This is a genomic window from Nocardioides sediminis, from assembly GCF_003047295.1.
GTDB lineage: Bacteria > Actinomycetota > Actinomycetes > Propionibacteriales > Nocardioidaceae > Nocardioides > Nocardioides sediminis.
The window spans coordinates 320,107-332,088 of record NZ_PZYZ01000001.1 but is presented as its reverse complement, the minus strand read 5'-3'; the positions used below and the strand labels follow the sequence as shown (position 1 = coordinate 332,088).

Here is an 11,982-nt window from a genome sequence, read left to right as displayed (position 1 = left end):
TGACGGCCGACCGTCCTCACACCGGCGCGCTGGGCTCGAACCTCGGCGCCGGATCGGGGTCGTCGCGGTCGGGCCGGAGGAACTCGAAGGCCGCGGTCGTCACGACGACCTGGTCCCCGGAGCGCACCGCCTCGGCGCACGCGAGGTGCATCGGCGGCTGGTGGAACTGGTTGCGGTCGCGCTCGCGCGGCGTACCGACGAAGGCGATGGGGCGGCCGAGCCCGCCCTCGCACACCCCGCAGATGCGCGAGAGCGCGCACTGGGTCACCCAGGCGCGGGTGGGCTCGCGCAGCCGGACCGACCCGTCGCGCAGGTCCTCGCGCATCACGAGGTCACCTTCCCGGAGCTGCGGGCGTACCAGTCGCCGGTCTGCGTGCTCCGCGCCGGCCGCTCGGCGTCGGTGCGACGGCGCCGGTCCACCGACGGCGTCGGCGGCTCGTGCTGGTCCGAGGCCGTGAACCGGTTGGGCAGCGAGAGCTTGAGGATGGTCCGCAGCGCCTGGCCGTACTGCCGGTGCAGCGGTCCGGTCGTGTAGGGGATGTCGTACTTGGCGGCGAGCTCGCGCACCCGCACGGACATCTCGGCGTACCGGTTGGAGGGCAGGTCGGGGAACAGGTGGTGCTCGATCTGGTAGCCGAGCTGGCCGCTCATCACGTGCAGCAGCCTCGACCCCTCGAAGTTGGCCGAGCCGAGCATCTGGCGCAGGTACCACTCCGCCCGCGTCTCGTCCTCGAGCTCCTCCTCGGTGAAGTGCAGCGCCCCGTCGGGGAAGTGGCCGCAGAAGATAATCATGTAGGACCACACGTTGCGCGCGAGGTTGGCGGTCGCGTTGGCGGTGATCGTCGGGACCACGTTGGCCGGGCCGGTCGCCGCGGTCAGCAGCGGGAAGAACACGTAGTCCTTGCCGATCTGCCGGCTGATCTTGCGTCGGATCTGGCGCAGCTGCTTGGCGAGCACCTGGGGGTCCTTCTCGCGCTTGCGGATCGCCTCGATGTCGAGGTCGTGCAGCGCGACGCCCCACTGGAACAGGGTCGCGAGCAGCGCGTTCCAGACCGGCTGCCCGAGGTTGGCGGGGTGCCACCTCTGCTCGCGCGCCATCCGCAGGATGCCGTAGCCGATGTCGTTGTCGTGCCCGAGCACGTTGGTGAACTGGTGGTGGATGTAGTTGTGGCTGTGCTTCCACTGCTCGGCCGGCTGGGCGGTGTCCCACTCCCACGTCGAGGAGTGGATCTCGGGGTCGTTCATCCAGTCCCACTGGCCGTGCATGACGTTGTGGCCGATCTCCATGTTCTCCAGGATCTTGGCCACGCCGAGCATGGCGGCCCCGGCGACCCACGCCGGCCTCCAGCGCGACGCGAAGAGGGTCACCCGACCGGCCACGGCCAGGCCTCGCTGGATGGTGATGATGCGGTTGATGTACGCCGCGTCGGCGGCGCCGCGGGACTCCTCGACCTCCGCGCGCAGCGCGTCGAGCTCGCGCCCGAGCTGGTCCACCTCCTCCTGCGTGAGGTGGGTGTACTCCTTGACGTCACTGATGGCCATCTCGGCTCCTTCTCTCAGATCGCGAGCGTGCAGTCGCCGACCGGGACGGTCACGCAGGTCTGCACGCGGTCGTTGCCCTCGTCGTACTCGTCCCCGGTGCGCAGGTCGCGCACGGTGCCGCTGACCAGCGTCAGCGTGCAGGTGTGGCAGATGCCGACCCGGCAGCCGTAGGGCATGCCGACGCCGGCCTCCTCCCCCGCCTCGAGGACGGTGGTCGCGCCGTCGACCTCGAGCGTCCTCCCGGAGTTCTGGAAGCTCAACGTGCCGCCCTCGCCCCCGTCGCCGCCGAGCCTCACCGAGAACCGCTCGAGGTGCAGCGCGTCCTCGATGCCTGCGGCCTCCCAGTGCCCCTCGACGGCGTCGAGCATCGGCGCGGGCCCGCAGGCCCACGTCTCGCGCTCGCGCCAGTCGGGCACCAGCGTGTCGAGGTCCGCGAGGTCCAGCACGCCGTCGACGTCGGTGTGCAGCCGGTGGAGCGTCAGGGCGTCGTGACGCTCGGCGAGCGCGCACAGCTCGTCGCGGAAGATCATCCGCTCCTCGGTGGGCGAGGAGTAGTGCACGACGACGTCGGGCATTGTCCCGCGGCGGTCGAGGGTGCGCAGCATGGACATCACCGGCGTGATCCCGGACCCGCCGACCAGCATCAGCATCCGCGCCGGCGGCGGGTCGGGGAGCACGAACTCCCCGGCCGGGAGCGCGAGCCGGACGATCGTGCCGGGCTCCAGCCCGTCGACGAGGTGCTGGGAGAGGAACCCCTCGGGCATCGCACGCACGGTGATCGCGATGGTGCGACCGTCCCGCCGGGGCGGCGAGCTGACCGAGTAGGAACGCCAGTGGAACTTCCCGTCGACCTGCACGCCGATGCCGACTTACTGACCGGGCTTGTGGTCGTAGCGCCAGCCCCAGCCCGGCCGGATCACCACGGTCGCGGCGTCCTCGGTCTCGGGGACGACCCTCTCGACACGGCCGCGGAGCTCGCGCGCCGTCCACAGCGGGTTGACGAGGGACAGGTAGTCGTCCGGCTGCAGCGGCGTCGTCAGCCGGGCACCCGCGGCGCGGGCCCAGGAGAGTCGTTCGGTCACGGCCATGGAAGTTGAGTGAACACTCGTCCACTGGATCCGTCAAGGGTGGGCTGCCTCACCCGGCGGCCCACCAGCCGCCCACCAGCCGCGCAGTAGCGTGGGGCCATGGCCTACGACGTGGAGAAGACCGACGAGGAGTGGCGCGCCCAGCTGTCCCCCGAGGAGTACGCCGTGCTCCGCCAGGCCGGGACCGAGCGCGCGTTCACCGGGGAGTACACCGACACCGAGACGCAGGGCACCTACTCCTGCAAGGCGTGCGGCGCCGAGCTGTTCACCAGCGACACCAAGTTCCACTCCGGGTGCGGCTGGCCGAGCTTCTACCAGCCGATGACCGACACCGTGGAGTACGTCGAGGACGACTCCCACGGGATGAAGCGCGTCGAGGTGCGCTGCGCGACCTGCGGGTCGCACCTCGGGCACGTGTTCCCCGACGGCTACGGCACGCCCACCGGCGACCGCTACTGCATCAACTCGATCAGCATCGACCTCAAGCCGGCCTGAGCCGGCGCTCGGCCAGCTCCTCGCCGACGCGCACGCCCTGGTCGTACGCCAGGGCGTGGACGTCCGGGGCACGCCCGTCGTCGAACAGCGCCAGCGGGTGACGCCCGGCGAGCCGGGCCATCGTCCGGTCCGGCCTCACCAGCGTGACCGTGCTCTCCGGGTGGCGCTCCACCCACCGGCGAAGCTCACGCTCCAGCAGCAGTCCCGCCGTGTGCCCCACCGGGCCCAGCACCGGCCCGGCGAGCGGCGCGACCACGATGACGTGGTCGGCCGCCGACGCGGCGTCGACCGACGTCGCGGACCACATTCCGCCGTCGACGTAGAGCCGGCCGTCGATCCGGTGCGGCGGCAGCAGTCCCGGCACCGCGGAGGAGGCGGCGACCAGGTCGGCGAGCGGGTACCTGCCGCCGTCGAGGATGTGCCGCCGTCGTGTCCGCACGCAGACCGCCGACACCGAGACGAGCGGGTGGCTCCGCTCCCCGAACAGCTCCCGGGCCAGGTCGGCCAGCACCCCGGGACGGCGGGTGGGCACCCGCGGCGAGCTGATGGCCGCGAAGTCGTCGTAGGTGACGCCCAGGGCCAGCGCCGACGCGGTCCACGAGCCTGCGGACGTGCCCAGCGCCGGCGCGGTGGCGACCGGGACGCCGGCCGCGGCGAGCCCGGTGGCGACGCCGGCGGTGTAGGCGATGCCGAACACCCCGCCCCCGCCGTAGACCATGGAGAGCGGGTGGTGCGCAGCCACCACCGCCGGGAGGCCGTCGAGATCGACGTTCCCGCGCTGGCTGTGCTCGTGTGCCATCGCACCACCTCGTACCTGGGTCCCAGCGCCATCATGGGATCGGCGCTGGACCGGCCGGTAGCGCCCTTGGACTCACGACGAAGGGACCTATGCCGCCTAGGCACAGGCACTTCCGCGGCCTCGGGGACCTCGGGACCTTCGGCCCTCAAGGCGCCGGGACCGGGGACGGCACGCTGGAGCCATGGACGGTGACGACACGATCACCGGGCTGGAGGAGGGGGTCGACGGGGTCCGCACCGCACCGCTCGACCACCGGGCGCGGATGTCGTCCTGATCACCGAGGTCCGGCTCGCCGACGGCACGCCCGCGCAGATCTGGCCGTTGCGGCCCGGCGATCGCGAGCTGCTCCGGGAGACCTACGAGCACCTCTCCCCGGAGAGCCGGCGACGACGGTTCCTCGCTGCCGTCCCGCACCTCACCGACGCGATGCTGGAGCACCTGGTCGACGAGGTGGACGGGATCGACCACGTCGCCCTGGTCCTGGTGGTGATCGACGACGACCACGTGGGGACGCCGGTCGGGGTGGCGCGGATGATCCGCTACGAGCACGAGCCGACGGCGGCTGACGTCGCTGTCACCGTCGTCGACGAGTGGCAGGGTCGCGGGGTCGCGACCGCCCTGCTCGCCGAGCTGGTGCGGGAGCGACCGCGGGGCGTCACCCACGTCGTCACGACGGTGGAGGCCGACAACGAGGCCTCGCTGGCCATGCTGGCGCGGCTGGGCACGATGGCGCCGACCCCGTTCGAGGACAACCGCACCGACGTACGGGTCGAGCTCGCACTTCCCGACCGCGAGGAGCGGCCCGGGACCTAGTGCCCTACTGCGACCCCTCGGCCATGCACAGGATGGACGGGCCAAGAGTCCTAGGGAGATCTCGCGATGGAGAGCACCGCCACACTCGTCCAGGCCCCCTCGGTGGGTCGACTCTTCCACGACCGAGTGGCGGCGAGCCCGGACGCGGAGGCCTACCGCTTCCCCGTGGGCGACGCCTGGACCTCCGTGACCTGGGCGCAGGCCGGGGACACGGTCACCACCCTGGCCGCGGGGCTCCTCGCCCTCGGCATCGAGTCCGAGGACCGCGTGGCGATCGCCAGCAGCACCCGCATCGAGTGGGTGTACGCCGATCTCGCGACGACCTGCGCGGGGGGTGCGACGACGACCGTCTACCCGTCCTCACGCGCCGAGGACATCGCGTTCATCCTGGCCGACAGCGAGTCGCGGATCGTCTTCGCCGAGGAGGACACCCAGATCGCCAAGCTCCGCTCGCAGCGCGCCCGAATGCCCGCCCTGGAGCGGGTGGTCACCTTCGACGGGACCCCCGACGGCGAGTGGGTCCTGGGCCTGGACGACCTGCGCGAGCTCGGGGCCGCGCACCTCGTCGCCCGTCCGACAGCGGTCGACGACGCGGTCGCCTCGATCGGACCCGAGCACCTGGCCACCCTCATCTACACGTCCGGGACCACGGGGCCGCCCAAGGGTGTCCAGCTGCCGCACCGGTGCTGGACCTACATCGGCGCAGGCGCCGAGTCGCTGGGCATCCTGACCCGCGACGACCTGCAGTACCTGTGGCTCCCGCTGTCGCACTCCTTCGGCAAGATGCTCGAGGTGGTCCAGCTGCAGATCGGCTTCCCGACGGCCGTCGACGGCCGGATGGACAAGATCGTCGAGAACCTCGCCGTGGTGCGACCCACCTTCATGGCCGGACCGCCCCGCATCTTCGAGAAGGTGCACGCCAAGATCGTGCAGACCATCGAGGAGGAGGGCGGCACCCGGGCCCGGCTGTTCGCCTGGGCGTTCGGCGTCGGCGACCGGGTCGCGCGAGGACGGCTGGCGGGTCGGGAGCCGTCCGTCCCCACCCGTGTCCAGCTCGCGGTCGCCGACCGGTTGGTGCTGTCGAAGATCCGGGACCGGCTCGGGGGCCGGATCCGCTTCCTCATCTCGGGCAGTGCGGCGCTCTCGCCGGAGGTGGCCAGCTGGTTCCACGCCGCGGGCATGCTCATCCTCGAGGGCTACGGCCTCACGGAGACCAGCGCGGGCGCCTGCATCGTGCGCCCCGACGACCCGGTCTTCGGCCGGGTCGGCCCGCCGATCACCGGCACGGAGGTCAGGATCGCCGAGGACGGCGAGGTCTTCGTGCGCGGACCGAGCGTGATGCGTGGCTACCACCAGCAGCCCGAGGCGACGGCCGAGGTGCTGGATCCCGACGGGTGGTTCGCCACCGGCGACGTCGGCGAGCTCGACGACCGGGGGCGGCTGCGGATCACCGACCGCAAGAAGGACCTCGTCAAGACCTCGGGGGGCAAGTACATCGCGCCCCAGCCGATCGAAGGCCTCTTCAAGGCGCTCTGCCCGCTCGGCAGCCAGATGCTGGTGCACGCCGAGGGCCGCAACTACGCCACGGCCCTCATCACCCTGGACCCCGAGGCCCTGGCGCAGTGGGCCCGCGCCCACGAGGTCCCCGCCACCGACTACGCGTCCCAGGCGGCCGACCCCGCCGTCCACGCCTACGTCCAGCAGTGCCTGGACGAGGTCAACAGCAGGCTCAACCGCTGGGAGACCATCAAGGACTTCCGGATACTCGACCACGACCTCTCCATCGACCGTGGAGAGCTCACGCCCAGCATGAAGGTGCGTCGCAAGGTCGTCGAGGCGACGTACGCGCCGCTCCTCGACTCGATGTACGCCGGCGCGACCTGATCGGCCTCAGTCCTCGACGGGCTCGAGCGCCGAGGTGACCTCGACGCGTCCCTCGCCGTACTCCTCGTCGACCCACGCCTGGATCGACCCGTCGTCGTGGAGCACGTCGGCGCGCACCACGTCGTCGGCGGCGGAGGTCGAGAGCACGCCGGGCAGCCTCTGCAGCTCCATGGAGATCTCGTTGAGCTCGGCCTCCGTCCACCGCGCCTCGCTGACGCACAGCGCCCCGCCCCACGTCTCGCGGAGCGTGGCCTCGGCGCCCTCGACGTCCTCGGTGACCGCGACGTTGATGATCACCTTCGTCGGGTCGTTGGTGGCACCGGGGTCCTGGGACTGGTCCATCCAGGTGCCGGCGAAGCCAGGCAGGCGCGAGGCCTCGGTGAACGTCGCGTCCATCGCCTCGGGCGTGGCCTTCGCAGCATCGACGACGCCCCATCCGCCGGAGGGGGGCTCGCACGGCGTGCCGGGCAGCGGCTCGGGCTCCTCGTTGAGGGCGTCGTACAGCGCGGTCGGGATCGCCTCGGTGACGGCGAAGGTCGTGCCGTCGAAGGTGCCGGTGAGCGCGAAGCTCCCCCACCTCACCCCGGCCTGGTCCTCGTGCTCGGGGTGCTCCTCCCACGACCAGTCGGCCATCGGCACTCCCTGGCACTGCGGCGGCAGGGACTCGGCGACCACGTGGCACAGCTGGGGGCCGTCGCCGGCGTCGAGCACCGTGACCAGGCCTCCGGTCGACACCTCGCCGTCGGCGGCCGGGACCGCGGTGGGCATCTCGGTGGGTGGCGCACCGACCGTTCCCGTCGACCCGTCCGCCTGGGGGTCGACGGCGCGCATCTCCTCCTCGGTCGAGCAGGCGGTGAGCACGAGCAGGGCGGCGCTGGCAACGGCGGCGGTGAACCGGCTGGCGGGATGGGCCTTCATACCCCTACGACGACAGTGGCAGGGCCCGGGTTCCCGAGGAGGCGTCGCCACCGGAGGCTCGAGGGTGGAGGCCGTCCCGTCTGGGGATTGCCGACCGGCGTCGGCTAGTTTTTGCCTCCGCACTCACTCGGAAGGCACGCATGAGCCACTCGGACGTCACCGCCTCGCCGGCGGACCCTCGCGGGACGAGGGGCGTGAGGGACCTCCTGTCCTCGATGGCCTCTGGCTGGCACTACTACCTGGCGACCCTCGTGGCGTTGGCCGTGGGCGTGTGGACGTTGGTACCCCAACGGCTCGGCGGCGCCATGATGCATCCCGACGGCGACTCCTTGTCGTTCGTCGCCCTGGTCCAGAACATCGTGGAGACGGGCTGGTACGAGTCGGGCGAGCGCCTCAATGCACCCTTCGGTCAGAACGTCCACGGCTACGCGCTGACCGACGAGCTGCTCATGGGTGTCGTCGGCAAGGTCTTCGTACCGCTCTTCGGCAGCGCGAGCGCGGCAACCAACTGGTGGGTGACCCTCACCTTCCCGATGGCGGCCGTCACGGCCGTGTACCTGGCTCGCTATCTCGGTCTGAGCCGCGCGAGCTCGGCGGTCTCCGGGCTGGCGTTCGCCATCCTGCCCGACCACCTCCTGCGGACGACCGGTCACTACTCGCTCGCCACCACGTGGGTCATCCCCGTGGTGGTGCTTGCGGCCCTGTCACTGCTCCATCCCCGGCCGATGTCAGGACGATCGAGGGTCGCCTGGCACGGAGCGTTGCTCGCCGGACTGGTGTGCGTCACGCTCACGAACGCCTACTACGCGGTCTTCGGAGGATTCCTCATCATGGTCGCGGGGGTCGCGGCGGCTGTCAGCACCAGGACGGTCCGCGTCCTCGGGCACGCGGTCCTCCGCTGCACGGCCCTCGGCGTACCACTCGTCCTGACCGTGTGGCTCGACAAACGCGGACTGCCGTCACCGTTGGGCTACGAGGCCTTTGCCGTCACCCGCTCGCCCGGCGATGCGGACATCTACGGGGGACGCATCACAGCGATGCTCCTGCCAGCCCAGTCGCACCGCTTCGAGGTGTTCCGCGACCTGCGCTCGGCCTACGAGACGAGCTTTGCGGCGCATGCCGAGACGCCCGCCCTGGGCCTCGTGGCGGCCCTCGGGTTCTGCGGCCTGGTCATCTGGTCGCTACTGGCGTACTGGAGGCCGCGCTGGCTCGAGGCGCACCGGCGCCTGAGCTCGCTCGCGGGCCTGACGTGGGTCTCCGTCCTCGTCTTCGCCACCGGCGGGGTCGGCAACGCCTGGGCCTTCGTGCTCGATGGCGGCGGGATCCGCGTGTGGAGCAGGATGCATGTCTTCATCGCACTCCTGGCACTCCTGGCCGTCGGCCTCTGCATCGACGCGCTCCGGCGGCCGCTCGCGCGGGCGCTGGCGGTGGGTGGCGTCCTCGTCGTGGTCCTCGTCGACCAGACGACTCCCCTGTACCGACCCGACACGGCCGCGACGACGGCGATGAAGACAGAGGTCGAGGCCTTGACCGCAGCGATCGCGGAAGACGCAGGGTCCGGTGCAGCGGTCTACCAGTACCCCGAGATCTCCTACCTGGTGCCCCAGCGGGAGACGGCACCTGCCAGCCTCAGTGACGGCTTCCTCCCCTACGTCTACTCCAGCGAGGAGTCGGGGCTCCGCTGGTCCTACGGCGGCCTGCAGGGCGACCCCCGCGCGGACTGGCAGCTGGCGTTGGGACAGCGCCCACTCGTCGAGCAGGCAGCACTCCTGTCGAACGCAGGGTTCGCCGGGATCCTGGTGGACCGGGCCCCGCTCACGTCCACCCCTGATGAGCTGGCAGAGATCGCGCAGCTCGGCACTCCTGAGGTGAGGAGCTCGAGCGGCCGTTGGGAGTACCACTCACTTCGATCCCCCGGCTGCGAGGACGACCAGCGAGAGGTCGCTGCCGACATGACCGTCCGGCCGCCCCTGCTGTACCCCGGCGTGGGCATCGACGTCTCGTCCGCCGGGATGGTCAACACCGAGGGCGACGCCCGGTTGAGGATCCTCACGCTCCGTGAGGGCGGGTGGCGCCGGGTGTCCATCGGCTTCCAGCTGTCCACCGGCAGCGCGTCCGTCACCGTCCGATTCCCTGACGGGAGCACGCAGGACGTCGGGCCGGGAACGACCTCCGTCGAGTGGACCGGTGCCGCGCGCCGCACGTCGACACCGGTCGTCCTCGACCGGACGGCCGGGGACGACCGCGTGGTCGTCCAAGGGCTCACCGCGACGGTGGTCCCTCCGGCTGGAGTGGCGCGGTGCCTGGCGGAGGACTCCTGACCTGCGGAGGTCACGTCCCCGCTAGGGCAGGCGGGTGAGCATCTCGCCCGGCGTGAGGCGCGAGCCGGTGTAGAACGGCACCTCCTCGCGCACGTGCCTGCGAGCGTCGGAGGCGCGCAGGTGGCGCATCAGGTCGACGATCCGGTAGAGGTCGTCGGACTCGAAGGCCAGCATCCACTCGTAGTCACCGAGCGCGAACGACGCGACCGTGTTGGCCCGCACGTCGGCGTAGTCGCGCGCCATCTGGCCGTGCTCGGCCAGCATCCGGCGGCGCTCGGAGTCGTCGAGGAGGTACCACTCGTAGGAGCGGACGAAGGGGTAGACGCAGACGTGGTGGCGCGGCTCCTCGTCGTCGAGGAACGCCGGGATGTGGGACTTGTTGAACTCCGCCGGCCGGTGCAGCGCCATCTGGGACCACACGGGCTCGAGGCGGCGACCGAACGCCGTACGACGGAACGCGTTGTAGGCGACCTGGAGCTGCTCGCTGTCGGGGGCGTGCCACCAGACCATCACGTCGGCGTCGGCGCGCAGGCCGGAGACGTCGTAGAGGCCGCGCACGACCACGTCCTCGTCGGCCAGCGCCTCGAGGAAGCCCTCCAGGTCGGCCGCCTCGGCCTCGCGGTCGGCGTCGCCGATCACGTCGCGGAGCTTGAAGACCGACCACATCGTGTAGCGGATGGTGTCGTTGAGCTCACGGGTCCGGGCTGCGTTGCTGTTGGCCATGCCCTCATTCTGCCCGGGCGATCTCGGCGGCCGCCCGGTGGGCGGAGCCGATGACCGCCGGGATGCCGACCCCGTCGTACGCCGCCCCGCAGACCACGATCCCGGCCGGCAGGCCGGCGCGGACGCGGGCCACGAGGTCGACGTGCCCCACGGCGTACTGCGGCAGCCCGCCGCCCCACCGCTGCACGTGCGTGCCGACCGGCGCGGACGTCACGCCGGCGAGCGCGGACAGCTCGGCCAGGGAGGTCGCGATGAGCGCCTCGTCGGGAGCCTGGAGGGTGGTCTCCTCGCCGTGCCGGCCGAGCGACGTGCGCAGCAGCGCCAATCCGTCGCCGGCCTCGCGCACCCAGTCCCACTTGGCGAAGGAGAAGGTGCTGGCCTTGATCGCCCGACCCTCGACGGGCGGCACCAGGAAGCCGGAACGGCCCGCCAGGGACTCGACCGCGGCCTGCTCGAAGGCCAGGGTCACGACCGCCACGCTGGCCGACTCGATGCTCCCCAGCTCGCGCGCGGGGTCCGGCGCGACGGCGTGCAGCAACCGCGCCGACGGCGCCGCCGGGGTGGCCAGCACGATGCCGCGCGCGGTGATCGTCTCCGGGGCGGTGGTGGGGCCGACGGTGAGGCGCCAGCCGCCGGCCGCGCGCTCGATCGCCCGCACCGTGGTCGACGTGCGCACCTCGAGCCCGGTGGCCAGGGTCTCGGGAAGCAGGCCCATGCCGCCCGCGATGCCGGCGAAGACGGGCGCGTCGGAGGGGACGATCGCGGACGCCTGCTGGAGCAGGGAGCCCCGGCGTGCCATGGCGAGCAGCTGGGGCACGGCCGCGGCGGTGGAGATGCGTCGGGCGCTGCCGGCGTACACGCCCCCGAGGAGCGGCTCCACGAGCCGCTCGACGACCTCGTCGCCGAGCCGCTCGGCCACCAGGTCGCCCACGGAGACGTCGTCGGAGGGCGGTCCGCCGGCGAACTCGTGGCGGGCGCGGGCCAGGCCCTCGGCGGAGAGGACCCCGCTCGCGGCCAGCTCGTCGAGGTCGAAGGGCACCCCCATCAGCGTCCTCGGCAGGCGGCGCAGCGCGCCCCGCGACCAGACCCCGGAGGCGGCCGCGGTCGGGTGCACGACGTCGATGCCCAGGTCCGCCGCCAGGGCCACGCCCTCGGGCCTGCGGGCCAGCATCGCCTCGGCCCCGACGTCGACTGTGACCCCGGCGACCTCGGCGCGCCGGAGCTTGCCGCCCACCTCGGGCGACCCCTCGAGGACCAGCACGTCGCGGCCGGCGGCGGCCAGGTCGCGGGCGGCGGTGAGGCCGCCGATCCCGGCACCCACCACGACGACGTCCCGCACGGGGCCAGCCTGCCACGCGGCCGTCGCGGTGCGGGCCGGAGGCCGTGGGCGATCCCGGTC

The 11,982-nt window shown here is 72.2% G+C and carries 12 protein-coding genes; 4 read left to right on the top strand and 8 right to left on the bottom strand.

The window, feature by feature from the left end; genetic code table 11:
* Positions 1-16 precede the first annotated feature (16 nt).
* From DAI17_RS01565 to DAI17_RS21460, 4 genes are read right to left on the bottom strand one after another with little or no spacing between them, the layout of a single operon-like run.
* On the bottom strand, positions 17-325 hold the full coding sequence (locus DAI17_RS01565; protein ID WP_159081291.1) for a hypothetical protein: 309 nt from the start codon (positions 323-325) through the stop codon (positions 17-19).
* Positions 325-1,542, bottom strand: coding sequence for a fatty acid desaturase family protein (locus DAI17_RS01560; protein WP_107771143.1), 1,218 nt, complete (start codon positions 1,540-1,542; stop codon positions 325-327). The genes DAI17_RS01565 and DAI17_RS01560 overlap by 1 nt, the downstream gene beginning before the upstream one ends.
* A gap of 14 nt (positions 1,543-1,556) precedes the next feature.
* Positions 1,557-2,399, bottom strand: coding sequence for a ferredoxin reductase (locus tag DAI17_RS01555; RefSeq protein WP_234412070.1), 843 nt, complete (start codon positions 2,397-2,399; stop codon positions 1,557-1,559).
* 12 nt (positions 2,400-2,411) lie between these two features.
* Positions 2,412-2,630, bottom strand: coding sequence for a ferredoxin reductase domain-containing protein (locus tag DAI17_RS21460; protein WP_234412069.1), 219 nt, complete (start codon positions 2,628-2,630; stop codon positions 2,412-2,414).
* A gap of 99 nt (positions 2,631-2,729) precedes the next feature.
* On the opposite strand from DAI17_RS21460, the gene msrB reads away from it, so the two are divergent.
* On the top strand, positions 2,730-3,125 hold the full coding sequence (gene msrB / locus DAI17_RS01550) for a peptide-methionine (R)-S-oxide reductase MsrB (RefSeq protein WP_107771142.1): 396 nt from the start codon (positions 2,730-2,732) through the stop codon (positions 3,123-3,125).
* On the opposite strand, the gene DAI17_RS01545 is transcribed toward msrB, so the two are convergent.
* On the bottom strand, positions 3,112-3,924 hold the full coding sequence (locus DAI17_RS01545) for a patatin-like phospholipase family protein (protein ID WP_107771141.1): 813 nt from the start codon (positions 3,922-3,924) through the stop codon (positions 3,112-3,114). The genes msrB and DAI17_RS01545 overlap by 14 nt on opposite strands.
* A gap of 321 nt (positions 3,925-4,245) precedes the next feature.
* Between DAI17_RS01545 and DAI17_RS01540 the strand changes: the two genes are divergently transcribed.
* Together DAI17_RS01540 and DAI17_RS01535 are read left to right on the top strand one after the other, a co-directional pair.
* Positions 4,246-4,737 carry a GNAT family N-acetyltransferase gene (locus tag DAI17_RS01540; protein ID WP_159081290.1) on the top strand — a complete coding sequence of 164 codons (492 nt, stop codon included), beginning with the start codon at positions 4,246-4,248 and terminating at the stop codon, positions 4,735-4,737.
* A gap of 66 nt (positions 4,738-4,803) precedes the next feature.
* Positions 4,804-6,621 carry an AMP-dependent synthetase/ligase gene (locus DAI17_RS01535; protein ID WP_107771139.1) on the top strand — a complete coding sequence of 606 codons (1,818 nt, stop codon included), beginning with the start codon at positions 4,804-4,806 and terminating at the stop codon, positions 6,619-6,621.
* Between the two features lie 6 nt (positions 6,622-6,627).
* Here the strand turns inward: DAI17_RS01535 and DAI17_RS01530 are convergent, their stop codons facing one another.
* Positions 6,628-7,539, bottom strand: a complete 912-nt coding sequence (locus DAI17_RS01530; RefSeq protein ID WP_107771138.1) for a hypothetical protein — start codon at positions 7,537-7,539, stop codon at positions 6,628-6,630.
* A 194-nt stretch (positions 7,540-7,733) separates the two neighbouring features.
* Here DAI17_RS01530 and DAI17_RS01525 point away from each other — a divergent pair, with 194 nt between their 5' ends.
* Positions 7,734-9,860 (top strand): hypothetical protein, encoded by a 2,127-nt coding sequence (locus DAI17_RS01525; protein WP_159081289.1) that lies wholly within the window; start codon positions 7,734-7,736, stop codon positions 9,858-9,860.
* Positions 9,861-9,881: 21 nt separating this feature from the next.
* Here DAI17_RS01525 and hemQ read toward each other — a convergent pair whose 3' ends face one another.
* Both hemQ and hemG read right to left on the bottom strand, forming a co-directional pair.
* Positions 9,882-10,583: a hydrogen peroxide-dependent heme synthase gene (hemQ, locus tag DAI17_RS01520; RefSeq protein WP_107771136.1), complete on the bottom strand. Its 702-nt coding sequence runs from the start codon at positions 10,581-10,583 to the stop codon at positions 9,882-9,884.
* Between the two features lie 4 nt (positions 10,584-10,587).
* Positions 10,588-11,922, bottom strand: coding sequence for a protoporphyrinogen oxidase (hemG, locus tag DAI17_RS01515; RefSeq protein ID WP_107771135.1), 1,335 nt, complete (start codon positions 11,920-11,922; stop codon positions 10,588-10,590).
* Positions 11,923-11,982: the final 60 nt, after the last annotated feature.